Origin of the sequence: Acuticoccus sediminis (assembly GCF_003258595.1) — a bacterium.
GTDB classification, from domain to species: domain Bacteria; phylum Pseudomonadota; class Alphaproteobacteria; order Rhizobiales; family Amorphaceae; genus Acuticoccus; species Acuticoccus sediminis.
This window is the reverse complement of sequence record NZ_QHHQ01000004.1, coordinates 309003-332226: the sequence shown is the minus strand read 5'-3', so window position 1 is coordinate 332226 and position 23224 is coordinate 309003. Positions and strand designations below refer to the sequence as shown.

At 70.4% G+C, this 23224-nt stretch carries 21 protein-coding genes; 18 read left to right on the top strand and 3 right to left on the bottom strand.

The features are described from left to right. The first annotated feature begins 44 nt into the window (after positions 1–44). The 18 genes from DLJ53_RS35280 (at position 45) to DLJ53_RS19590 (ending at position 19914) form a co-directional block, all read left to right on the top strand. Positions 45–1640 (top strand): hypothetical protein, encoded by a 1596-nt coding sequence (locus DLJ53_RS35280; RefSeq protein WP_162409405.1) that lies wholly within the window; start codon positions 45–47, stop codon positions 1638–1640. An 84-nt stretch (positions 1641–1724) separates the two neighbouring features. Then, positions 1725–2339: a L,D-transpeptidase gene (locus DLJ53_RS19670; RefSeq protein WP_162409403.1), complete on the top strand. Its 615-nt coding sequence runs from the start codon at positions 1725–1727 to the stop codon at positions 2337–2339. Continuing rightward, positions 2281–3303 (top strand): hypothetical protein, encoded by a 1023-nt coding sequence (locus tag DLJ53_RS19665; RefSeq protein WP_146620039.1) that lies wholly within the window; start codon positions 2281–2283, stop codon positions 3301–3303. Before DLJ53_RS19670 ends, DLJ53_RS19665 begins: the two co-directional genes overlap by 59 nt. Positions 3304–3341: 38 nt before the next feature. Beyond that, entirely contained in the window at positions 3342–4835 is a 1494-nt protein-coding gene (locus tag DLJ53_RS19660) for a hypothetical protein (protein ID WP_146620038.1), read from the top strand. An 82-nt stretch (positions 4836–4917) separates the two neighbouring features. Continuing rightward, positions 4918–5970 carry a trypsin-like serine peptidase gene (locus tag DLJ53_RS19655; RefSeq protein WP_111348368.1) on the top strand — a complete coding sequence of 351 codons (1053 nt, stop codon included), beginning with the start codon at positions 4918–4920 and terminating at the stop codon, positions 5968–5970. Positions 5971–5981: 11 nt separating this feature from the next. Then, positions 5982–6950, top strand: a complete 969-nt coding sequence (locus tag DLJ53_RS19650) for an OmpA family protein (RefSeq protein WP_162409401.1) — start codon at positions 5982–5984, stop codon at positions 6948–6950. 29 nt (positions 6951–6979) lie between these two features. After that, positions 6980–8032, top strand: coding sequence for a hypothetical protein (locus DLJ53_RS19645; RefSeq protein WP_146620036.1), 1053 nt, complete (start codon positions 6980–6982; stop codon positions 8030–8032). A gap of 280 nt (positions 8033–8312) precedes the next feature. Then, positions 8313–9848 carry an ATP-dependent DNA helicase gene (locus DLJ53_RS19640; RefSeq protein ID WP_111348364.1) on the top strand — a complete coding sequence of 512 codons (1536 nt, stop codon included), beginning with the start codon at positions 8313–8315 and terminating at the stop codon, positions 9846–9848. A 119-nt stretch (positions 9849–9967) separates the two neighbouring features. Further along, positions 9968–11467 carry an IMP dehydrogenase gene (gene guaB, locus DLJ53_RS19635; protein ID WP_111348362.1) on the top strand — a complete coding sequence of 500 codons (1500 nt, stop codon included), beginning with the start codon at positions 9968–9970 and terminating at the stop codon, positions 11465–11467. Positions 11468–11607: 140 nt separating this feature from the next. Further along, complete coding sequence (locus DLJ53_RS19630; RefSeq protein ID WP_202913248.1) at positions 11608–12327, top strand: class D beta-lactamase; 720 nt, start codon at positions 11608–11610, stop codon at positions 12325–12327. Between the two features lie 40 nt (positions 12328–12367). Then, a complete protein-coding gene (locus DLJ53_RS19625; protein WP_111348358.1) occupies positions 12368–13654 on the top strand; it encodes an RsmB/NOP family class I SAM-dependent RNA methyltransferase in 1287 nt (428 codons plus the stop codon). A gap of 73 nt (positions 13655–13727) precedes the next feature. Further along, positions 13728–13925, top strand: a complete 198-nt coding sequence (locus DLJ53_RS19620) for a DUF1289 domain-containing protein (protein ID WP_226580821.1) — start codon at positions 13728–13730, stop codon at positions 13923–13925. A gap of 76 nt (positions 13926–14001) precedes the next feature. After that, entirely contained in the window at positions 14002–14631 is a 630-nt protein-coding gene (locus tag DLJ53_RS19615) for a 2-dehydro-3-deoxy-6-phosphogalactonate aldolase (RefSeq protein ID WP_111348354.1), read from the top strand. Continuing rightward, the gene (locus DLJ53_RS19610; RefSeq protein ID WP_111348352.1) at positions 14631–15542 is read left to right on the top strand and encodes a sugar kinase; all 912 of its coding nucleotides are present in this window, start codon (positions 14631–14633) and stop codon (positions 15540–15542) included. The genes DLJ53_RS19615 and DLJ53_RS19610 overlap by 1 nt, the downstream gene beginning before the upstream one ends. A gap of 114 nt (positions 15543–15656) precedes the next feature. Further along, positions 15657–15890, top strand: coding sequence for a DUF2798 domain-containing protein (locus tag DLJ53_RS19605; protein ID WP_111348350.1), 234 nt, complete (start codon positions 15657–15659; stop codon positions 15888–15890). Beyond that, entirely contained in the window at positions 15887–16972 is a 1086-nt protein-coding gene (mtnA, locus tag DLJ53_RS19600) for an S-methyl-5-thioribose-1-phosphate isomerase (RefSeq protein ID WP_111348348.1), read from the top strand. The genes DLJ53_RS19605 and mtnA overlap by 4 nt, the downstream gene beginning before the upstream one ends. Positions 16973–17120: 148 nt before the next feature. Continuing rightward, positions 17121–18446 (top strand): omega-aminotransferase AptA, encoded by a 1326-nt coding sequence (aptA, locus tag DLJ53_RS19595; protein ID WP_111349080.1) that lies wholly within the window; start codon positions 17121–17123, stop codon positions 18444–18446. Positions 18447–18489: 43 nt separating this feature from the next. Beyond that, positions 18490–19914 (top strand): adenylate/guanylate cyclase domain-containing protein, encoded by a 1425-nt coding sequence (locus DLJ53_RS19590; RefSeq protein ID WP_111348346.1) that lies wholly within the window; start codon positions 18490–18492, stop codon positions 19912–19914. A 22-nt stretch (positions 19915–19936) separates the two neighbouring features. On the opposite strand, the gene thiE is transcribed toward DLJ53_RS19590, so the two are convergent. From thiE to thiC, 3 genes are read right to left on the bottom strand one after another with little or no spacing between them, the layout of a single operon-like run. Next, the gene (gene thiE / locus DLJ53_RS19585) at positions 19937–20602 is read right to left on the bottom strand and encodes a thiamine phosphate synthase (protein ID WP_111348344.1); all 666 of its coding nucleotides are present in this window, start codon (positions 20600–20602) and stop codon (positions 19937–19939) included. After that, entirely contained in the window at positions 20599–21393 is a 795-nt protein-coding gene (thiM, locus tag DLJ53_RS19580; protein WP_111348342.1) for a hydroxyethylthiazole kinase, read from the bottom strand. The genes thiE and thiM overlap by 4 nt, the downstream gene beginning before the upstream one ends. After that, on the bottom strand, positions 21390–23198 hold the full coding sequence (gene thiC / locus DLJ53_RS19575) for a phosphomethylpyrimidine synthase ThiC (protein ID WP_111348340.1): 1809 nt from the start codon (positions 23196–23198) through the stop codon (positions 21390–21392). Before thiC ends, thiM begins: the two co-directional genes overlap by 4 nt. Positions 23199–23224 lie beyond the last annotated feature (26 nt).

The window sequence follows — 23224 nt, the reverse complement described above, 5'->3', positions numbered from 1 at the left end:
CGCAGAGTTTCAGCCGATGGGTGAAGGGGGCTCGGGGAGCGTCTATGCGCCTCTTATTGCGGGCGGCGGCGATCGCGGGGGCGGCGATGGTCGCGGCGGCGACCACCGGCGCCGCGGCCTTCGACCTCGAGGCCTGCAACACCGTGAGGGCCGAAGCCAACAACGTTCGGCTCGCCGATCTCCTGCTGGGCGTCGCGACGGACAGCGAGCTCGCCTGCTACGTGCGCATCGCGCTGCTGCGGCTCGGCCGGATGGGCGAGGACGACTACGGCAACGACGCGCGGGCGCGCGGCGCCTACCGGATCGACGTCTCGCCCTTCAACACCGAGGCGGGTCCCTATCCCATGGCCTATCTCGCCTCCCTCGCGGCGGAGCTTCGGGCGAGCCCGTCGGAGATGCACGACCAGGTGTTCGCCCGCGCCTTCGTGATGCGCATGGGCAAGGCCGACGAGCCGGCGGCGCTCGATCCCGCATCCCCCTTCGCGCCTCCGGCCCCGGCGCCCGCGGCCGAGGCGGCCGCCGGAGCTGCGCCGGAAAACGCCACGGGAGCGGCGGGCGAGACCGCGCCGCAGGGCTCGGCGGAAGCGGCGGCCGAGAAGGGGGACCTGCGGACGCCGCCGGTCGCCTCGATCGCGGGTGTCGGCCCGGCCGATGCGGATGCAGGGTCTGCCGGGCCCGACGCGGCGGCGGTCCCGCCGGAGCTGCGGCGCAGCCTCGCCGACGCCGGGTTCTTTCCCGAAGGGGCGACGCCGGACCTGTCGCCGATCAACTTGCCGCGACCCAACCCCGTCGCCCCGGACGTGCGCGCCGCGCTGAAGGCCGCCGCCGCCAGCGCTGCCCCGGGCGCCGCGGCGGTCGCCACGCCATCCGGCTGCGACGACGCCGGGGGCGACGCCGACCCGGACGTCCGGCGCAACCGGGGCGCGATCGCAAGGGCAGGGCTCTGCGTCGGCCGCGTGCGGCTCACCGAAGGCGCCATCACGTGGACGTTCGTGTCGGTGGAGAACCGGAACCATCCGGACGGACCGGTCTGGTACCTGCCGCACGACAACGAGGCGGAGGCGTTCGACGCCGCCGTCTACGCCGTCGCGCGCTATGGCGGACGGATGGTGGCCGTCGCCGGCGACGAGACGCGCTTCTATCGCGGCATCGACCCCAACCGCTACTTCGCCACCACCGACGCGGACGCGCGGCCCTGCCGCATCCGCCGGGCGACACCGACCTATACCGCCTTCGTGATGGGCCTCTTCGTCGGCCGGCCGCACATCTTCTCGGCCCACAACAACACCAACGGCGGCGGCATCACCGCCAGGGTCTGGACCGACAAGGAGAAGGGCTACCCGATCTCCTCCGGTCGCTTCGGCGATCCGGACGACCTCATCTACATCGCCGGACCGAGACCGATCGCCGACGACAGGGACGCGACGGCGATCCGCCAGAAGCTCAACGAGGCCGGTCTCAGCGTGGTTCACGAGCATGTGACGCGGAAAAACAGCGACTGCTCCTTCTCAAACCACGTCGTCCTGAACGACGGTCGTCCGTATTTCAACGTGGAGGCCGAGCATGGGTCGACGGTGCAGCGGGAGATGGTCGACCGGTTTCTGGAAACGCTCGGTTACAGCCCCGTCGCCGGCGGCTGAATGACCGCGTTGAGGGGCCGCCCGATGCATCGCGCCGCGAAGGGGCGCGCCGGGAGGGGGCCGACCGCCGCGTTGGTGGTCGCCATGGCCGCTGCTGCCGTGTCCGCCGCCGCACCCGCGTCGGCGGACGGGCTGCGGTTGACCGAGATGGTCCTCGGCCAGACGCGGTCGCGCCTCACCCTGCCGGCCAGTGCCGCGCCGGTGTTCGCGCCGGGGGAGAACATCGTGGTGGACATGCGCAACCGCCGGCTCTTCTGGCGCAGCGAGGAGCTGCCGGAGACGGTGGAGCTCTACCGCGTGGCCGTCGGCCGGCCGGAGGCGCACCACCCGCTCGGCCGCACGCGGGTGACCTTCAAGCGCGTCGAGCCGTCCTGGTCGCCGACGCCGCGGGCGCGGGAGCGCGACCCCTACCTCCCGGCATATGTCGCGAGCGGCGGAGACAACCCGCTCGGCTCGCGCGCCATCAATCTGACTTGGAAGTACTACCTCATCCATGGCACCAATGATGCACGCAAGATCGGCCGGGCGGCGACGTGGGGCTGCGTCTCGCTTTATGAGAGTGAAGTGCAGTCCCTGTTCGAGCGTATCGGCAACGGTATGCGTGTCCGTTTCGAGCCCGTCGTCGAGTATGGAGTAGGGCATGGGCCTGATATTGGCATTGATCGCGGCGCTGGCCCTGGCGCCGGCGACCAGTCATAGCCCGGTCGAGGCACCGATCACGGTTGCGTTGAGCCGGGCCACGGCGGCGAGCTCGGACGTGTGCACCCGCATCGGCGAGGCGCCGCGCGGGACGCTCGGCTACGTCTTCGGCACGTCAGACCGGCAGGTCGCCGAGCTTCCGCTGGGGACGGCCGCGAACTGCATCGCCGCGCTGTGGGATCCGGATGCGCACCGCGGCGCCGTCCGGGTGCTGCTGCAGCATGCACCGAGCCCGGACCGGGCGCTGAAGCTCGCCAGCGAGCTGGGCCTGTGCGACGGCGCGGGCGACCTGTGCGAGGTCGCCCGGTGCAAGGCGCCGTCCGATCCCAAGCGCGAGCTCGACTGCCTGTCGCTCCTCAAGGGTCCGGCCGCGCAGCGGATGAGCGCGCGCTACCTCGCCGCCGTCGCCAAGGTGCGCCTCGACCCGGAGACCTACTCGACGCTGATCGCCGCGCGGCAGTCCTTCTCCCGGCTCGTCGACGCCGGCTACTACCCCGCGCTCGGCGATCTCGCGCTGATGGAGTACCGCCTCACCAATCTGGAGGCGGCCTACGACATCGCCATGCGCGGCGCCGCCTACCGTCTGCCCGCCGCCGAGGCGCTCGCCGCCTACCTCAAGGTCGAAGGGTTCGGGGTCGGCTGGGACCTGCCGGGCGCGCTCGACCTCGCCAGGGATGCGTCCATCGCCGGCACCGGCGACGGCGAAGCGGTGCTCGCGATGGACATCTCCTACCTCTTCTCGCCCCGGCACTGGACGATGCTGCAGAAGGCGATGATCCGGGCCGACCTTCACCCCGGCCCGGCGGACGGTCACTTCCGCGAGAGCTGGTCCGAGGCGCTGAACACCTTCACGCAGGACCATCACCTGCCCCCCGGCGTGACGCTCGGCGCACTCGATGCTCTCGGCATCTTGAAACCCGTGAGCGACACGGTGCGTGAACAGAGGGCCATCAGGCGCTACTAACTAGAGGGAGACCCTTGGTCGCCCTGTGGGAGGTGCCGATGCCCAACGTCGTCATGCATGTGGCTGCAGTCGGACTGGCAGCCCTGATGGCTGTCGGCGGGGCAATCGGCGGCGCGTCGTCCGCCCGCGCCGAAACCGCCGACCTGCGCGAGGACATCGCCGACTGGCTGCTGCGCCTCTACGAGGACGACGCGACACTCTATTTCTGCTCGCAGCGGCTGGAGGATCGGCGCGTCCGCTTCTCCGAGATCACCGAGCGCGACCCGTACCTGTCCGCCCCGGTGCGCGAGAAGCTCAACGAGATCATCAAGCAGGCGATCCCGAAGACCTGGGTGCTGATGTCGGGGGAGGCGGTGGCGAGCACGGTCAACGAGGGCAGCGTCTTCGCCCGTGACCGCGCCTCGGCGTCCGACGTCGTGGCCGACTTCGAGGAGTCGCAGACGGTGCTGCGCGCCTCGGTGGTGCGCAACCACCTCGACATCGCGCGGCTGAAGATCGAGATCGTGCTCACCCAGAAGGACGGCCGCATCTGTGACAGCGCCACGCGGCAGTGGCACTTCAACACCAACACGCTGGACCGCGTCCCGGCGCCGCCCTTCTCGGCGACGGCGGTCGACATCTACGACATCAACGCCACCCTGAGGGACGGCCTGCGCACGACGATCCCGCGCAACCTGGGGGCGGAGGAGGACGTGCCGTTCATGGTCACCTCCAAGCTGGAGGGACAGCGCTGCGCCGTCTCGTCGGAGCAGCTCACGCGCCAGCTGTTCGACGCCGCGCGCGAGATCCAGGACAACACGGGGATCGCCGTCTCGGACGGGGCGGGCCGGGCGTTCGTGCCGCTGTCGCCGGACGAGGCGGAGACGGTGCCGCACCTGCAGGTCCTCGCCACGACCTCGGTGCGCATCGCCGAGGAGCATGCCGACGACGTTGCGGTGATCACCTTCACCTGGCGGGACGGGGCGCGGCGCCGGCCGGGTGAATCGCGGATCGTGGCGCTGCAGCCGGGGGCGCTGAAGCGGTGCGTCGACGGATCGGCCTCCTCCTCCGGCAGGGACAACCGGCTCGAGATCTTCCTCGCCAACGCGCGCAAGAGCGAGGCCCACCAGTCGACGATGGCGCCGCTGGCATCACCGTTCCAGGTCGGCGACCTCTTGGAGATCGACTTGACCATCGATCAGCCGGTCTTCCCGTATTGCTGGGCGCTGCTGCAGGATGAGGACGAGGCGAACGGGCTGGTGTTCTATCCGTTTTCCGAGCGTTCGGCGAACCGGCCCCTCGACGCCAAGACTTACCGTATCCCTCATGACCTCAACAAGCCGGACCAAAAGCTTCTCGCGCCCGGCACAATTCTGTTTCACTGTTTTGTCATCAAGAACCGTGCGCCGAATGCGCTGCTGAATCGCTGGCTGGAGGCCCACAAAGCGCAGCGCTACCTGGACTGGAACGAGGTGGAATCGCTGGCTAAAGAGTTTCGGCAGATCACAAACATTTCAGAGATCTACGCTTGGATCCGCGTCGAAGCGTCCTGATCTGAGGGCTCTAGCCAGCGCCGCGACGTTTCGTCTACAACTTTAAGGCCTGGACCAGACAATTTTTGGATGCGAGCTTGCCATGCGCTTGGGTCTTGCTGGGCTATTTTTCGCAGCGATCGGGACGGCCTCGGCCCTCGCCCAGCCGAGCACGTTTCCAGGGTCCGACTACGGCCAGGTCACGCTCCGTCTGCGTGAAAGCCAGGGCTCGGCCGTCTCACAGGTGATCGAGCGCGGGGACATCTTCCAGCGCGTCGGCCGGCTGCGGACGGACGACAAGCTGCGCGAGGTGTCCGACCGCGTCGTCCGTCTCGACCGGCTGATCAGCGTCAACGGGCGCGAGCTGACGTCGACCTGCACCGGGACGATCGTCGCGACCGACCTCGTCCTGACCAACTATCACTGCATCCCGGGCTTCGGGGAGGACATCCGTCAGGCCTCCATCCTCCTCGGCTACGAGGACGAGGACGACCCCGACGCGGTGCGGATCCCCATCGAGACCCGGCCGGTGATGGCCGACGACAAGCTGGACTTCGCGCTGGTCCGCCTGACCGCGCCGCTGCCCGCCGGCCTCACGCCGCTCGACTTCGAGCCCGCCGACGCCCAGCCCGGTGAGCGCCTGACCATCCTGCACCACCCGGCCGGCCGCCCGAAGATGATGACCGTGCACGAGTGCTTCGCCTACAAGGACCCGTCGCCGCGGCCGACCGAGCTGCGCCACGTCTGCGATACGCTGCCGGGCTCGTCCGGAGGGCTGATCGTCAACGTCGATCGCCAGCCCGTCGGCCTCCACCACACCGGCGGCCTGAGCAAGAGCGACGCCGGCAGCTACAATCTCGCGACCCGCGCCAGCGTCATCCGCGCCGCCCTCGACACCTTGCGTCCGGGCACGGCGAGCCAGGTCGCGTCTCGTCCTTCCAGTTCATCTTACGAGACGACGCCCCGTCCGAACGTGGGGGCGGCCGCACCGGCCGCTGGCTCGCCGCAGGACAGCGCGTTTCAGGAACTGACGACACCGCAACCGTCAGCGGGGGTGACGGCCACGCAGGCCCAGCCGGCCGGATCGGGCGCGTTCGAACAACACACGAGCCCGAACGTATCGAACCGGATCACCGACGCTTTTGCCAACGATTGAGGGGACACCCCGTGACATCGAAAAGACTTTTCATCGGCGCCGGCGTTGTCGCCCTCGTCCTGTCGGTGTCGCCGACCTGGGCGCAGGGACAGCGAACGGCAGACGAGATCAACAGCCTGATCAACGAACTCGACCGTCGCCCTGCGGACACGCCGGCCTACCGTCAGAACGTGAAGTCGCGCACGCTGCACGTCCGTCCGGACATCGCGCATCAGGACATCTACCTGACCAACGCCGCGATCAAAGAAATTCCCGTGGTTCTGAACTACAACCACACCAAGGATTTCACGATCAATTTCCGATTTGATTCCTTCCAGCTCACCCGTCAGGCCCGCGATACCCTCGACATCCTCGGCGAGGCCCTCTCGTCCGAGCAGCTTCGGGACGACCTCTTCCTCGTCGGCGGGCACACCGACACCGTCGGCAAGGACGACTACAATCAGTGGCTGTCCGAACGCCGGGCCTACGAGGTGACGGCCTATCTCATTGACGTTTGGAAGATCTCGCCGGACCGGCTCCAGCCGGTCGGGTTCGGCGAGACCGAGCTCAAGGACCCGCGCGCCGGCGCCAACAAGATCAACCGGCGCGTCGAATTCACCGTGATCGAGCCGGAAAGCTCGGCGCCGGTGGCGAGCGGCGGAGCGTCCTACGACGCGACGCCTTCCGCGCAGACGGCGGCGGTTCCGGTTCAGCCGGCGCCGGCGCAGCAGTACGCGCCCGTGCAGCCCGTCGCGCCGCAATATGTGCCGCAGCAGAACAGCACGAATGTGGTCTGCGACACTCGGACGGGTCAGCTTTCGGACCCACGTCCCAACCAGCAGGGTCTCGATGACTTCCGCGCCGGTCGGACGCCGGCCGAATGCCTCGACGCCCAGCCCCAATACGGCCAGGCTCCGGTGCCACCGCAGCGGAACGAGGCCATCGGACTGGGCGGCACGAACTCCGCCATCGACGACGTGAACAACGCCATCGGCAACTGAGCCGATCGGTCTACGGGGGAAGTTTTAGAATGTTGAAATCCTTTGCTGCCGCCGTGATGGCGGTGGGTGCCCTCGCCGGCACCGCCTCGGCCGCTGCTGCTCAGACGGTGGATGTCATCGTGATGCAGTCGGATGCCGATCCGAACTCCCTGCGCCGCGGCATCCAGGTTCAGCGCGGCATGCTGAACGTGTGGAACGGGGCGCTCAACGGCCCGGCCATCGGGTCCTACCTGAAGCAATACGGTCTCGACGGCCTCGACGTTTACGACGAGACGGCCGTCATCGTGGACAGCGGCCTCGGCTACGACCCGAACCGCGAGCGCCGCCAGGACGCCGAGCTTCTGTCGCTGGCCTTCAGTTTCCCGGGCCAGTCGATCGACGCGGTGGTCCTCTACACCGTCTACGCCAAGGCCGTGCCGCACCCCTACACCAAGATCTCGCTGCTGCGCGCCTCGATGCAGTACCGCGTCCTCAACCGTGACGGCCGCGTCCTCGCCGGCGACAACGTGCAGCTCGACACCGAGGGCATCCCGCTGACGGGCTGCGCCACCCAGATCGCCGACATCGCGCCGGACGACCAGTGCGTGCGTGACGCCGTGACCGAGAACCTCGGCCGCATGGCCTCGGATGCGGCCAACCGCATCGCGATCCAGATCGCCTCGATCATCGGCCAGCAGTACGGCTCGCTGCACACGTCCGGCGGCGGCGCCGGCGGCGCGCCGGGCGCGAACGTCGCGATCGACGGCGGCACCACGCACGGCGCCGTGCTGAGCGGCCCGTCCTCGGGTGGCTATGGCTGCGACAACCTCCCCGTGACCTACCTGCTGACCTTCACGGGGATCGACGCGCGGCAGAAGAACGCCATCGAGGAGTTCATGTCCTCCTGGTCCTGCTACTCGAACCTCGAGCTGGAGGACGAGTCGCTGACCCGCGTGACCTACCGCTACAAGACCAAGGCCGACCGGGCACGGATCATGCGCAACATCCGCCTGATGTTCGAGGCGATGGGCGTCTTCGTCGACCCGCGGACCCTCGGCGAGCGCGAGATCGTCGTCGACGCGGTGACCCTGCGCAACGACTGACCGCGACGACCCTGCAAACCCCGAGGGGCGGCCCACGCGGCCGCCCTTTCTCGTTGCGCCGGTCGTCCGCCTTGGGTGCGGGCGGCCCGTTGTCGTTGAAAGGCAGCGGTCAACCTTGCCGGGGCGGACGCGGCGGCGTAGCCCCTCGTGAGACGCGGTCCGTTCCATCCGAACCGGACCGAGAGACCTTGCGGGAAGGACTGCGGGCAGTCGGCCTCGGCGTGCCGGTGTGCTACTCTTGTTCCGTGTTGTGCCGAATCGGGCTGTGTGGGGAGGGGTGATGGCGGGCGACGAGACGAGCGATTTCCCGTGCCCTCACAGCGATTTCGCAACGGACCAGGCCACCGCGTGGTCGCGCGTCGCAAAGCTCCTCTCCGAGCGCGGCGTCGACATCCTGTCCCGCTCCACGGACGAGCCGGACCATGATTCCGGCACCGTCGCCGTCGTCGGCAAGGCCGGGTCGGGCAAAACCCACGTCCTCGCCCAGCTCGTCAAGGACCTGGAAGGCGCCGGCGTCGAGATCGCCGCGCCCGACGACAACAAGAAGCGCAAGGCGAGCCAGCGCAGCCTCGCCATCGTGACGCCCACCAACAAGGCCGCCAGCGTCCTGCGCCAGCGCGGCGTGCCGGCGGTCACGCTGCACCGTCTGCTCTACCGCCCGGTGTTCGACGAGGCCTATCAGGCCGTCGTCGACTGGATCCAGGGCGAGCGCGACGAGAAGCCCGAGGGCTACACCGACGAGATGCTGCAGCGTGCGGCGAAGTTCTACGAGACCAACAAGTCCGTCGTGGGCGCGCTGGCGATGGCGGGCCTCCGGGGCAGCGACTTCATCAGCGGCTGGAGCCGGCGCGACGAGACGCTCGACATCGGCTTCGTCGACGAGGCGTCGATGCTGTCGGAGAACCAGCTCGCCGATCTGAAGGAGCTGTTCCCGACGCTGATCCTCTTCGGCGATCCGGCCCAGCTCGCCCCGGTGAAGGGCGGCGACATGGTGTTCGACAAGATGCCGGCGGCCGAGGTCGTCCGCCTCGAGCGCGTTCACCGGCAGGAGGCGGACAGCCCGATCCTCGATCTCGCGCACGCGCTCTCCGACCCGAACCTCACCTTTCCCGCGTTCGAGGCGATGGTGGAGGACGCGGCGCGGCGTGACGACCGCGTCATCGTCTCGCCGCGCGTCAACTCCGACCTGATGGCGCGCTCGCCCGTCCTCGTCTGGCGCAACCAGACGCGCATCCGCCTGATCACCGCCTTCCGCGCGGCCTACGGGGCGGGCGACGACGAGCTGCTGCCGGGCGAGCCGCTGCTGTGCGACGGGATCGAGCTACCGGCCAAGCAGCAGAACCGGCGAATCGAGCTGGAGGCGAGGGGGCTGATCCGCGGCGCGCAGGTGATCTTCCGCGGGCCGGGCAAGAAGCCGGGCCTGTCGCGCATGCACGTCGTCGGCGCGGAGGAGCCCAACATCATCTGCGCCTCCATCGTGAAGATCGAGCGCACCGGGGAGGAGGAGCCCTGGTTCCCCTTCGTCGCCCGGATGGGCGCGACCTTCCTCCACGGCGCGGCGCTGACGATCCACAAGGCGCAGGGCTCGCAGTGGCCGGACGTCCAGGTGTTCGCGCCGGACCTGAAGGCCGCGGCCCGTGCCGGAATGATCGACGGCGGCATCCCGCTCTGGAAGCGGCTGACTTACGTGGCGCTGACCCGGGCGCAGGAGCGGCTCCACTGGGTGGTCCTCGCGCGGCTCTCGCGGCCGACCGGGACGCTGCCGGTGGACGATCTCGGCACCCCCGCCGTCGCCGACGCCAAGGAAGCTGCATAGCACCTAACCGTGCATGAACGGTCAGGTCCGTTGAAGTTCCCGCCGTGTCCCGCTATGAGGCCGGACGGCGGCCCCAACCGCCGGCCCCGCGCGACGGTGGCGCGGGAAGGGGGACCCAGATGGCCGAGTTTGTGAGCCTCGCAACGATCGAGGCGCTCACGTTCGATGATGTTCTTCTCATGCCGGGACTGTCGGAAGTCCTGCCGAATGAGACGAATGTGGCGACGCACGTCACGCGCGAGCTGCCACTCAATATTCCGATCCTGTCAGCCGCCATGGATACGGTGACCGAAGCCGAGCTCGCCATCGCGTTGGCGCAGGCCGGCGGCATGGGCACCATCCATCGCAACATGACCCCGGCCGAACAGGCCGCCGCGGTCCGCCGGGTGAAGAAGTTCGAGAGCGGGATGATCGTCGATCCGCTGGTGATCGGCCCCGACGCGACCCTCGGTGACGCGCTGGCCCTGATGGACAGCCACAAGATCTCGGGCATTCCCGTCGTCGAGAACGGCGGCCTCGGCGGTCACATCCGCGGCCGCCTCGTCGGCGTCCTCACCAATCGCGACGTGCGCTTCGCCAATGACCCGAAGCAGCCGGTCCGCGAGCTGATGACGGCCAGGAACCTCATTACCGTGCGCGACGAGGTCGGCCAGGACGAGGCCAAGCGGCTCCTCCACCAGCACCGGATCGAGAAGCTGCTGGTGGTGGACGAAGCCGGCAACTGCACCGGCCTGATCACCGTGAAGGACATGGAGAAGGCCCGCGCCTACCCGAACGCGGTGAAGGACGGCAAGGGGCGCCTTCGCGTCGCCGCCGCCACCAACGTCGGCGATGCCGGCATGGAGCGTGTCGAGGCTCTGGTGGACGCCGAGGTCGACCTCATCGTCGTCGACACCGCGCACGGCCACTCCCAGAAGGTGCTCGACACCGTCGCCCAGGTGAAGCGCCTCTCCAATCAGGTGCAGGTCCTCGCTGGCAACGTCGCGACGCCGGAAGGCACCAAGGCGCTGATCGACGCGGGTGCGGACGCCGTGAAGGTCGGCATCGGTCCGGGCTCGATCTGCACCACCCGTGTCGTTGCGGGCGTGGGCATGCCGCAGCTCACCGCCGTGATGGAGGCCTGCAAGGCCGCCTCCGGTTCCGACACGCCGGTGATCGCGGACGGCGGCATCAAGTTCTCGGGCGACCTCGCCAAGGCGCTGGCGGCGGGCGCCTCCTGCGCGATGGTGGGCTCGCTCCTCGCCGGCACCGAGGAGGCGCCGGGCGAGGTCTACCTGCACCAGGGCCGCAGCTTCAAATCCTACCGCGGCATGGGCTCCCTCGGCGCCATGGCCCGCGGCTCGGCCGACCGCTACTTCCAGGCCGAAGTGCGCGACACCATGAAGATGGTGCCGGAGGGCATCGAAGGTCAGGTGCCGTACAAGGGTCCGGCCGGCAACGTCATCCACCAATTGATCGGCGGTCTCCGCTCGGCGATGGGCTATGTCGGCGCGCACGACCTCACGGAGCTGCGCGACAAGGCGCGCTTCGTGCGCATCACCAACGCCGGCCTCGCCGAGAGCCACGTCCACGACGTCGCCATCGTGCGCGAGAGCCCGAACTACCCGTCCGCGCGGTAACGGCCATGGCGGCTCGGACGGTGAACGCGCGTGCTCGCCGCGCCGGGTTGTCCCGGCGCGCGGTGGCCGGCGCGTTCCTCGTCCTTGCGCTTGGCGCCGGGTCCGCCGGAGCCGCGGCCGCGGAGGGTGCGCCGGGCTGCATGATCGTCGCCGACGTGGCGACGGGCGCGCTCATCGCGCGCAAAGGTGCCTGTGCCGAGCGCCATAGCCCGGCCTCGACCTTCAAGGTCGCGCTCTCTCTCATCGGCTTCGATCGCGGCATCCTGACGGGGCCCCATGCTCCGGTCTGGAACCCGCCCGCCGATCCCGGCCGGGTCAAAACGCCGACCGACCCGACGTCGTGGCTCGATCTCTCCGTCGTATGGTACTCACAGCATCTGGTGCGCGAGCTCGGCGCGGCCCGGTATGCCGAGGACGTCGCGCGGCTGGGATACGGGAACGTGGACGTGTCGGGCGATCCCGGCACGGGCAACGGGATGGAGCGTGCCTGGATCGATTCCTCGCTGCGGATCAGCCCGGCTGAGCAGGTGGCCTTCATCGCGGCGATGCTGCGCCACGAGCTGCCGGTGTCGGACGCGGCGATTTCCGGGACGCGGGCGATCATGCCGAGCTTCGACGCTCCGGGAATGGTCGTTCGCGGCAAGACGGGCGCGGCCTGGCACCGCGATGCGCGAGGGGTCGCGCAGCCGAGCGACGCGCTCGCGTGGTTCGTCGGCTGGGCCGAGACGGACGACGGGCGCACATTCGCCTTCGCGCGGTTCGCCGAGGGCGCGGCCGGCGGGACGCCGCGTCCGCCGATCCGCCTTCGCGCGGACGTCCTGAAACGCCTGCCCCAGCTCATCGGGCCGGGGGCCGAGTGACGGCCGCCGCCGCGCCGCACCAACTGTTGGGAGTCATGGGTTGAGACCTGCAGGCCGCATCGCAGCCGCCATCGAAGTGCTCGCCGACGTCGAGACGCGTCACCGACCCGTCGCGGACGCGTTGAAGGACTGGGGCCTGTCGCACCGCTTCGCCGGTTCCGGCGATCGCGCCGCGATCGGCAACCTCGTCTACGACGTCCTGCGCTGGCGCCGCTCGTCCGCCTGGCGGGCAGGGGCGGACACGCCGCGCGCGGCGACGCTTGCCACATTGCGGTTCCACTGGGGCGTCGGCCCGGCCGACCTCGAGACGCTCGCCACCGAGGAGCACGGCCCGGGCGCCCTCACCGAGGAGGAGCGCGCGGCGCTGTCGGCCGACCGCCTCGGCGACGCGCCGCCGGACGTGGCGGCCGATGTGCCCGACTGGCTCGCCCCGGCGTTCGAGGACAATTTCGGCGACGACTGGGTGAACGAGGCGGCCTCGCTGGCCGCACGCGCGCCGGTGGACCTTCGCGTCAACACGCTGAAGTCGGACCGGGCGAAGGTGCTTTCCGCGCTGAAGCGCTTCGGCGCGACGGCGAGCCCGATCAGCCCCGTCGGGGTACGCCTTCCGGCCCGCGCCGGGTGGGAGCGCTCGCCCAACATCGTGCGCGAGGACGTCTACCAGCGCGGCCACGTCGAGGTGCAGGACATTGGCAGCCAGGCGGCCGCGCTGATGGTGCTCGCCCACCCCGGCGAGCAGATCCTCGACCTGTGCGCTGGGGCAGGGGGCAAGACGCTGGCGCTCGCGGCGCAGATGGACAATCGCGGCCAGCTTCATGCGACGGACGCCGACCAGAACCAGCTCGCCCCGATCTTCGAGCGGCTGAAGCGGGCGGGCGTGCGCAACGCGCAGGTGCACCGCGCCGGCTCCGACCTGTCGGCGCTGGAGGGCCGGATGGACAAGGTGCTGGTCGACGCGCCGTGCTCGGGTTCCGGCACCTGGCGGCGGCGGCCGGAGACGAAGTGGCGCCTCACCCCGGAGGCGCTGGAGCGCCGCACCGACCAGCAGGCGGCCGTGCTCGACCAGGCGCGCGCCTTCGTGCGGCCGGGCGGCACGCTCATCTACGTCACCTGTTCCGTGCTGCCGCAGGAGAACGAGGCGCAGATCGCCGACTTCCTGGACCGCGCTGCGGACTTCACGCTGACCTCGATGGCCGACGCCTGGGTCGATATCGCCGGCGAAGATGCGCCGATGCCCTGGAGCGCCGAGGGGCTGATGATGACGATGACCCCGGCCGCCACCGGCACCGACGGCTTCTTCGTCGCTGCCCTGAAGCGCACCGGATGACCGTCGACCCGTCCTGGGCCGCCGACAACGGACCACGCGCCGCGACGGTGCCGCGGCTTGGCCGGCGGTGCCCGTGAGCGCGGCCGGCGACAGCCCGTGCACCAAGGTGTGCCGGATCGCGCCGGCGACGGGGCTCTGCCTCGGCTGCGCGCGTACCATCGACGAGATCGCCGGCTGGGCGACGATGAGCGCGGCGGATCGTGCCGCCGTCCTCGCCGACCTCCCGCACCGAAATCCCGGCGACGCTGGCTCGGGCGGCAACGTCCGGTGACCGCGCGCGCCCGCGCGTTGACGGGCGCTGGACGCCGATGCAGGTAGAGATGACAAGCTTACGAAAGGCACCTCCCATGACCCTCGATGATGCGCTGAAATCCATGCCGGTCGTCGCGGTCTTGCGTGGCCTCTCGCCGGACGAGGCCGAGGGCGTCGGCCAGGCGCTGCTCGACGCCGCGATCCCGGTGATGGAGGTCCCCCTCAACTCGCCGGACCCGTTCAGGTCGATCCGCATCCAGGCGGACCGGTTCGGCGGGTCGTCCATCGTCGGCGCCGGCACGGTTCTGGTCCCGGAGGACGTCTCGCGCGTCGCCGACGCGGGCGGGACCATCATCGTGTCGCCGAACTTCGACGAGGAGGTCGTGAAGGCGACCAAGCGCTGCGGGCTCCTCTCGGTGCCGGGCGTCTTCACACCGTCCGAGGCGTTCAGGGCACTGGCGGCGGGCGCTGACGCGCTGAAGCTCTTCCCCGGCGACGGCCTCTCGCCGAAGGTGGTGAAGGCGATGCGCGCGGTGCTGCCGAAGGGCACGCGCCTCGTCGTGACCGGCGGCGTCGACGCCAACAACATCGGCGAGTGGCTCGCCGGCGGGGCGGACGGCGTCGGCATCGGCTCGGCGCTCTACAAGCCCGGCAAGTCGCTGGCGGATGTCGCCGCCGACGCGAAGTCCTTCGCGGCTGCGACCCGCGCGGCGATGGGGCGTTGATGGACATCCTCTGCCTCGGAGAGCCGATGATCGAGTTCAACCGCCAGTCGGACGGGAGGTGGCTCGAGGGATTCGGCGGGGACGTGTCCAACGTCGCGATCGCGGCGGCGCGGCAGGGGGCGAAGGTCGGCATGCTCTCCGCGCTCGGCCGCGACCAGTTCGGCGACGCGATCATGGACCTGTGGCACACCGAGGGCGTCGATACGCGCTACGTCACGCGCCACGCCGACGCGCCGACGGGCATCTACTTCGTCGACCATGGCGAGAAGGGCCACAGCTTCTCCTACCGTCGGGCGGGTTCGGCCGCCGCACTGATGAAGCCGGCGGACCTCCCCGACGGGGCGATCGCGGGCGCAAGGCTCCTGCACCTCTCCGGCATCAGCCAGGCGATCTCCGACACCGCGTGCGACACCTGCTTCGAGGCGATGCGTCAGGCGAAGCGGGCGGACGTCACCGTCTCCTACGACCTTAACTACCGGGCGCGGCTGTGGCCGCTGGGGCGTGCGCGGGCCGTCATCCATGAGGCGCTGCGCTACGCGACGGTGGCGCTGCCGGGCTTCGACGACGCCTCGGTGCTCTCCGGCCTCCAGGACCCCCGGGCGATCCTGGACTTCTACGCCGCCTTCGGCCCCGGCGTCGTCGCGCTGACCCTGGGCGCGGACGGCGCGATCGTGCGCGACGGCGAGCGCGTCATCGACGTTCCGACCTTCCCGACCGAGGCGGTCGACGCGTCCGGCGCGGGCGACTGCTTCGACGGCTCCTTCCTCGTGCGGTGGCTGGAGACCGGCGACGCCGGGGCGGCCGCCACGTACGCGGCCTGCGCGGCGGCGCTTTCGGTCCGCGGCTACGGGGCCGTCGCGCCGATCCCGACGGCCTCCGCGGTGCACGAGGCGCTGGCGGCGGCGGCCTGACCGCGCGGGGCTCGACTCGCCGGTGCCGCGCCTGCTGCATCGACCGGCGTGTTGCATGGCGACGGCCGATCGATGCTATGACCCTCACATTCGTGAACGACTGAGCCCTGCGACATGCACCCTCGATTCGCCCCTTACCTGTTCGGCCTCCTTCTCTCCGGGTTCATGTCGTTCATCGTGTCGGGGATCGCGACGGTCCGGGCGGCGGGACTGGTGACGAACCTGCCGTCGATCTGGCTGGAGTGCTGGCTGACCTCCTGGGTGATCGCGTTCCCGGTGGTGCTGCTTGTCGCGCCGATGGTGCGGCGGCTGGTGGCGGTCATGGTGCGACAGGAGCCGGGACGATGAAGACCAGTGCGGACGGATCGGCACGGCGGACCATCTGGGCGACCGGCGACGGCGCGGTCGAGATCATCGACCAGACCCGGCTGCCGCACGAGTATGCGACGAAGCGGCTGGCCTCGGTGGAGGACGTCGCCGAGGCGATCGCCGTCATGCGGGTCCGCGGGGCGCCGCTGATCGGCGCGACCGCCGCCTACGGCATGGCGATCGCCGCGGATGTCGACCCGTCCGACGCCGCCCTCGCGCTGGCGCGGCAGATCCTGTTCGCGACGCGCCCGACGGCGGTGAACCTCGGCTGGGCCCTGGCGCGCGTCGCCGACGTCCTGGCGTCGCTGCCGCTGGAGCGGCGGGCGGAGGCCGCGTGGACGGAGGCGGAAGCGATCGCCGCCGAGGACATCGCTCTCAACGGGGCGATCGGCGACCACGGGCTGGCGCTCATCAAGGCGGCGCAGAAGGCGCGGCCGGGGGAGACCGTCAACGTCCTCACCCACTGCAACGCCGGCTGGCTCGCGACGGTCGGGTGGGGGACGGCGACCGCGCCCATCTACAAGGCCCACGCCGCCGGCATCCCGATCCATGTCTGGGTCGACGAGACGCGCCCGCGCAACCAGGGTGCCTCGCTGACGGCGTGGGAACTCGCCGAGGCGGGCGTGCCCCACACCCTCATCGCCGACAACGCGGGCGGGCACCTGATGCAGCACGGCCGGGTGGATCTGTGCATCGTCGGCACCGACCGCACCGCCGCCAACGGCGACGTCTGCAACAAGATCGGCACCTACCTGAAGGCACTCGCCGCGCACGACAACGGCGTCCCGTTCTACGTCGCGCTGCCCTCGCCGACGCTCGACCTCTCGCTGCAGAGCGGGCGGGACGTTCCGATCGAGGAGCGGGCCGGCACCGAGGTCACCGAGATCACCGGCCGAACGGCGGACGGGCGCATCGAATCGGTCTGCGTGACGACGCCATCGACCGCCGCCGCGAACCCCGCGTTCGACGTGACGCCGGCGCGGCTGGTGACCGGGCTCGTCACCGAGCGCGGCGTCATCGAGCCGGAGCGGCTGCGCGAGGTCTTCGGCTCCAGGGCCTGACGGCCCGCCGGGGACGAGGCGGACGGCAGGGTGCCACCGGCCCGAGCGGGTGTTATGGGAAAGGGGCATCGGCCGGGACCGCGGCAGGATGTGGACCGTGCGGGGCCGACTGCGCCGCGCCGTGTGCGACCGTCGCAAGGGGACCGTCATGGACGCTTTCGCCAACCGGCCGAACGATCTGGCCAGCTTCTGGATGCCCTACACCGCCAACCGGAGCTTCAAGGCTCACCCGCGGCTGTGCGTTTCGGCGAAGGGGATGTACTACACCGCCGGCGATGGCCGACTGATCCTCGACGGGACGGCGGGCCTCTGGTGCGTCAATGCCGGGCATGGCGACCCCCGGATCGTCGGTGCGATCCAGAAGCAGGCGGCCGCGCTGGACTATGCACCGAACTTCCAGTTCGGCCACCCGCTCGCCTTCTCGCTGGCGAACCGGCTGACCGAGCTTTTCCCCTCGGCGCTCAAGCACGCGTTCTTCACCAACTCCGGGTCGGAGGCGGTCGACTCGGCCCTCAAGATCGCGCTCGCCTACCACGTCGCCAACGGCGAGGAGGAGCGCACCCTCCTGGTCGGCCGCCAGCGCGGCTACCACGGGTCCGGTTTCGGTGGCACGGCGGTCGGCGGGATCGAGCGCAACAAGGCCCAGTTCGGCGCGGCGGTCCATCCGGTCGACCATCTGCGCCACACGCACCTGCCGGAGAACGCCTTCAGCAAGGGGGCGCCCGACCATGGCGGGCCGGAACTCGCCGACGACCTGGAACGGCTGGTGGAACTCCACGGCGCGTCGTCCATCGCGGCGGTGATCGTCGAGCCGATCGCCGGGTCGACCGGTGTCCTGGTTCCCCCCAAGGGCTACCTGCACCGTCTGCGCACGATCTGCGACAAGCACGGCATCCTTCTCATCTTCGACGAGGTGATCACCGCGTTCGGCCGCCTCGGGGCAAGCTCGGCCGCGGACTACTACGGCATCATTCCCGACATCATGACCCTCGCCAAGGGGATGACCAACGCCGCCGTCCCGATGGGCGCGGTGATGACCTCCGGGCGGATCTACGACACCGTCGTCGAATCGTCGCCGGCCGGGATCGAGCTCTTCCACGGCTACACCTATTCGGGTCACCCGCTCGCCTGCGCCGCCGCCCTCGCGACCCTCGACGTCTACCGCGAGGACGAGCTGTTCGAGAATGCCGGCATGCTGGCGCCGATCTGGGAGGAGCGGCTGCACAAGCTCGCCGACCGCCCGCACGTCGTCGACATCCGCAATCTCGGCCTGATCGGCGCCGTCGAGCTCGCCCCCCGCGAAGGGGCGCCGGGCGCACGCGGCATCGAGGCGATGGAGCGCGCGTTCGAGGCGGGCCTGATGATCCGCGTCACCGGCGATACGATCGCGCTGTCGCCGCCGCTCATCATCTCCGAGGCCGAGATCGAGACGCTGTTCTCGACGCTCGAGACGGTCCTGCGGACCATCGACTGACGAGCGGCGCCTGGCGGCGGGACGGCGGGGACGAGCACCGGCAATGAGCACGATCGGAAATGCATCGCCGGGGACCGGCCTGGAGCCGCCCGGCGCCGCCATCGGGGCGGCCGCCGCAATCGGCGCACCCGAAGGCGCACTTCGCGTGCGCATGGAGCAGCGCTCGGAGCGCAGCCTCGCGGCGGAGGAGGCCGCCGGCCGGCGGCTCGCCCTCAAGGGGCGGATCGTGGCGCTGGTGGCGATCGCGTTCGTCAACTTCTTGACGCTGCCGTTCCCGCAGTCGCTCTACTACGAGGCGATGCTGCTGCTCTTCCTGGTGTCGGGCCTGGCGCGGTACGGGCTGGAGCGGCTCGGGTTCTTCCGCTGGTGGTTCCCCTACGCCCAGGTCGTCATCGATGCGGTCCTGCTGGCGGCGGTGCTCGTCCTGCCGAATCCGCTGGGCGGGATGGAGCAGCCGCTCCAGCTCGAACTGCGCTTCAGCAATTTCACCTACTTCTACATCCTGCTGGTGGAGCTCGCGTTCAGCTACCAGCCGAAGCTGGTGGTGTGGGGCGGGGTCGCCTGCTCGCTGGTCTGGGGGGCGACGGTCGCGCTGATCGCCTCGCTCGCCGACACGGACATCGCCGACGTCGCGCGCCTTGTCTACGATCCGACGATACCGCAGATCGCCTCGCCGACCTTCGTGGACCTGCGCGCGCCGTTCGTGAACGTCATGGTGTTCCTGACGGTGTCGATGCTGATGGCGGCGGTCGTCGCGCGCTCGCGCCACCTGGTGCTGCGGCAGAGCACGCTGGAGCGCGAGCGGGTGAACCTCGCGCGGCACTTCCCGCCGGCGATCGTCGACCGCCTCGCCGCGCAGGACCGCACGACCCTGGCCGACACGCGCGAGCAGAGGGCCGCGATCATGTTCGCCGACCTTGTCGGCTTCACGAAGTGGGCCGAGCCTCACCCGCCGCACGACGTCATCGTCATGCTGCGCGCGGTGCACGCCCGGCTCGAGGACGAGGTGTTCCGCCACCACGGCATGCTCGACAAGTTCACCGGCGACGGGATGATGGCGACGTTCGGCACGCTCGACCCGGAGCCCGACGACATCGCCAACGCGGTGGCCTGCGTCCGCTCGATCGTCGACGACTTCGCCGCCTGGAACCGGGAGCGGGCGCAGCGCGGCGCGCCGCCGGTGTCGATCTCGGTGGGGCTCCACTACGGCCCCGTGGTGCTCGGCAACATCGGCACGGAGCGGCGGCTGGAGTTCGCGGTGCTCGGCGACACCGTGAACGTCGCGGCGCGGCTGGAGACCCTGACGCGCCAGCTCCACGCGTCCGCGGTGATCAGTATGGACGTCGCCGATGCGCTGAAGCTGGCCGACCCGGAAACGGCCGACCGCCTCCTCGACGGTTTCGCCTACCGCGGCAGGGCGACGCTGAAGGGCCGCATGCACCCCGTGACCGTGCTCTCGTACGGCTGAGCCGCATGCGGGTGCGGCGCCGTCAGACGGTGGCGCCGGCCAGCCGGGGGATCGACCGGCGCGAGGCCGCGATCCGGACGGCGATGGCGTGGGCGGCGGAGCGCGGGTCGCTCTCGCCGCAGATCGCCGAGACGACGGCGAGGCCGTCCGCGCCGGCGGCGAGAACGTCACCGACGTGCGGCGCCTTGAGGCCGCCGATGGCAACCGCCGGGACGGGACTCGCCCGGACGATCCCGGCGAGGCCGTCGAACCCGATCGGCGCGTGGTGGCCGGGCTTGGTCGGCGTCGCGAACACCGGGCCGGCGCCGATGTAGTCGACGACCGCCGGATCGACGCCGGCTGCGAGGTCCGGCCGCTCCACACTGAGGCCGAGGATCATGGCCGGACCGATCCGCGCCCGCGCCTCGTCGGCGGCACCATCCCCCTGACCGATGTGAAGGCCGTGGGCGCCGATGGTGATGGCTGCGGTCACGTCGTCGTTGACGATCACCCTGGCGGGCGTGCCGGCGAGAGCGTCCATCAGATCGCGGCCGGTCTCGACCAGCCGGTCGGTGCCGCCGGTCTTGTCACGCAGCTGCACCATGGTCGCGCCGCCGGCGACGGCCGCGCGTGCGGTCTCGATCATGCCGGTCCCGGCGCACAGGCCTGGATCGAGGACGAGATAGAGGGACAGGTCGAAGGTCTTCATTGAAATCTCACTTCGGCGGTGCGGTCGAGCGCCTCGGGGGTCAGGGCGCGGAGGGCGTCGACGAAGCGCGGCCCGAACGTGCCGGGACCGTCGGCGAGCGGATGTGCCGCACGGCCGGCCTCGGCGAAGTGGGCGAGGGCGCCGACGGTCGCGTCGAACGGATCGTCCGCCACGGTGGCGTAGGCGCCGCAGAGGGCGGTGAGGGAGCAGCCGATGGCGGTGTTCATGGGCATATAGATCGATCCTCCGGCGATCCTTGCAACCCGTGTCCCGTCGGTTACGAGGTCGACCGCGCCGGTCACGGCGACGATCGCGCCGGTCTTTTCGGCGAGGCGGCGGGCTCCGGGGGCCGCGGCGTCCACCTCGTCGCGCCCGTCGACGCCCTGGCCCTGGCTCTCCTCGCCGGCGAGCGACAGGACCTCGGAGGCGTTGCCGCGGACGATCGTCGGCCCGGCCGCCACCATCTCGGCCGAGACGCGGCGCCGGAGCGCCGTCGCCTGGCAGGCGACCGGGTCGAGGACCCAGGGCCGCCCGGCCGCCTTCGCTCCCGCGATCGCCGCGTGGCAGCCGGCGATGAAGGGGGCGGAGAGGGTGCCGATGTTCACCGTCACCGCCCCGGCGATCCCGGCGAACTCGCCCGCCTCCTCGGCGTCCGACACCATCGCCGGCGAGGCGCCGGCCGCCAGGAGGACGTTCGCGGCGATGTTCATCGCCACGTAGTTCGTCAGGCACTGGACGAGCGGCGGGCTCGTCCGCAGGGCGCCGAGGAGGGCGCCCGGAGACTGGGTCACGACTGCACCTCTTCGACCGGCATGTAGAGGTTGCCGCCGTCGCGGTAGCGCTCGGCCATGTCGGCCATGCCGGCGGCGGCCTTCGCCTCCTCGCGGATGTCGTGTGAGATGCGCATCGAGCAGAACTTCGGCCCGCACATGGAGCAGAAGTGCGCGACCTTGTGCGCCTCCTTCGGCAGCGTCTCGTCGTGGAAGGCGCGGGCGGTGTCGGGGTCCAGCGAAAGGTTGAACTGGTCCTCCCAGCGGAACTCGAACCGGGCGCGCGACAGCGCGTCGTCGCGGATCTTCGCGGCCGGGTGGCCCTTGGCGAGGTCCGCCGCGTGGGCCGCGATCTTGTAGGTGATGACGCCGGTCTTCACGTCGTCCCGGTCGGGCAGGCCGAGGTGCTCCTTGGGGGTGACGTAGCAGAGCATCGCGGTGCCGAACCAGCCGATCATCGCCGCGCCGATGCCGGAGGTGATGTGGTCGTAGCCCGGCGCGATGTCGGTCGTGAGCGGACCGAGGGTGTAGAACGGCGCCTCGCCGCAGACGGCGAGCTGCTTGTCCATGTTGGCCTTGATCTTATGCATGGGGACGTGTCCGGGCCCCTCGATCATCACCTGGCAGTCCTTCGCCCAGGCGATTTTTGTGAGCTCGCCGAGCGTCTCAAGCTCGGCGAACTGCGCCGCGTCGTTGGCGTCGGCGATGGAGCCGGGGCGCAGGCCGTCGCCGAGCGAGAACGACACGTCATAGGCCCGCGCGATGTCGCAGATCTCCTCGAAGTGCTCGTAGAGGAAGCTCTCGCGGTGGTGGTGGAGGCACCACTTGGCCATGATCGACCCGCCGCGCGAGACGATGCCGGTCACCCGGTCCACCGTCAGCGGGATCATGTGGAGCCTGACGCCGGCGTGGATGGTGAAGTAGTCGACGCCCTGCTCGGCCTGCTCGACGAGGGTGTCGCGGAACACCTCCCAGTTGAGCGCCTCGGCGATGCCGCCGACCTTCTCCAGCGCCTGGTAGATCGGCACCGTGCCGATGGGGACGGCGGCGTTGCGGACGATCCAGTCGCGGATGTTGTGGATGTTGCGGCCGGTGGAGAGGTCCATGACCGTGTCCGCCCCCCAGCGCGTGGCCCACACCATCTTCTCCACCTCCTCGGCCATGGACGAGGTGACGGCCGAGTTGCCGATGTTGGCGTTGATCTTCACGAGGAAGTTGCGCCCGATCGCCGTCGGCTCGAGCTCGGGGTGGTTGATGTTGGCCGGGATGATCGCGCGCCCCCTCGCGATCTCGTCGCGCACGAACTCGGGGGTGACGTAGTCCGGGATCTCCGCGCCGAAGTCCTCGCCGTCGCGCACGAGCGTCTCCTTGAGGGCGGCACGGCCGAGGTTCTCGCGGATCGCCACGAACTCCATCTCTGGCGTGACGATCCCGGCGCGGGCGTAGGCGATCTGCGTGACGGCCCGTCCGGAAAGCGCGCGCAGGGGCCGGTGCCGGACCGGGAACTCCGGCGTCAGGCGCTCGCCCTGCGCGAAGCCGTTGTCCTCGGCCTTCACGGTGCGACCGTCGTAGGCCTCGGTGTCGCCCCGCGCGGCGATCCAGTCGGAGCGGAGCCGGGGGAGGCCGCGGTCGATGGCGATCTCGGCGGCGGGGTCGGTGTAGGGGCCGGAGCTGTCGTAGACCGTGACGGGCGGCTCGCCGGCCGAGGGATGCACGTCGATCTGCCGCAGCGGCACGCGGATGTCCGGGTGCATCGTCCCGGGCCGGTAGATCCGGCGCGAGGCGGGCAGCGGGCCGGTGGTAACGGTCGGTGAAACGTCGGTCATGAGTGAGCCTCCCAGCTCCAGCGCGT

Coding starts and splice junctions, on each gene's coding strand:
- DLJ53_RS35280 (WP_162409405.1), top strand. CDS start 45: ATGCGCCTCTTATTGCGGGCGGCGGCGATCGCGGGGGCGGCGATGGTC.
- DLJ53_RS19670 (WP_162409403.1), top strand. CDS start 1,725: ATGGCCGCTGCTGCCGTGTCCGCCGCCGCACCCGCGTCGGCGGACGGG.
- DLJ53_RS19665 (WP_146620039.1), top strand. CDS start 2,281: ATGGGCCTGATATTGGCATTGATCGCGGCGCTGGCCCTGGCGCCGGCG.
- DLJ53_RS19660 (WP_146620038.1), top strand. CDS start 3,342: ATGCCCAACGTCGTCATGCATGTGGCTGCAGTCGGACTGGCAGCCCTG.
- DLJ53_RS19655 (WP_111348368.1), top strand. CDS start 4,918: ATGCGCTTGGGTCTTGCTGGGCTATTTTTCGCAGCGATCGGGACGGCC.
- DLJ53_RS19645 (WP_146620036.1), top strand. CDS start 6,980: ATGTTGAAATCCTTTGCTGCCGCCGTGATGGCGGTGGGTGCCCTCGCC.
- DLJ53_RS19640 (WP_111348364.1), top strand. CDS start 8,313: ATGGCGGGCGACGAGACGAGCGATTTCCCGTGCCCTCACAGCGATTTC.
- guaB (WP_111348362.1), top strand. CDS start 9,968: ATGGCCGAGTTTGTGAGCCTCGCAACGATCGAGGCGCTCACGTTCGAT.
- DLJ53_RS19630 (WP_202913248.1), top strand. CDS start 11,608: ATGATCGTCGCCGACGTGGCGACGGGCGCGCTCATCGCGCGCAAAGGT.
- DLJ53_RS19615 (WP_111348354.1), top strand. CDS start 14,002: ATGACCCTCGATGATGCGCTGAAATCCATGCCGGTCGTCGCGGTCTTG.
- DLJ53_RS19610 (WP_111348352.1), top strand. CDS start 14,631: ATGGACATCCTCTGCCTCGGAGAGCCGATGATCGAGTTCAACCGCCAG.
- DLJ53_RS19605 (WP_111348350.1), top strand. CDS start 15,657: ATGCACCCTCGATTCGCCCCTTACCTGTTCGGCCTCCTTCTCTCCGGG.
- mtnA (WP_111348348.1), top strand. CDS start 15,887: ATGAAGACCAGTGCGGACGGATCGGCACGGCGGACCATCTGGGCGACC.
- aptA (WP_111349080.1), top strand. CDS start 17,121: ATGGACGCTTTCGCCAACCGGCCGAACGATCTGGCCAGCTTCTGGATG.
- DLJ53_RS19590 (WP_111348346.1), top strand. CDS start 18,490: ATGAGCACGATCGGAAATGCATCGCCGGGGACCGGCCTGGAGCCGCCC.
- thiE (WP_111348344.1), bottom strand. CDS start 20,602: ATGAAGACCTTCGACCTGTCCCTCTATCTCGTCCTCGATCCAGGCCTG.
- thiC (WP_111348340.1), bottom strand. CDS start 23,198: ATGACCGACGTTTCACCGACCGTTACCACCGGCCCGCTGCCCGCCTCG.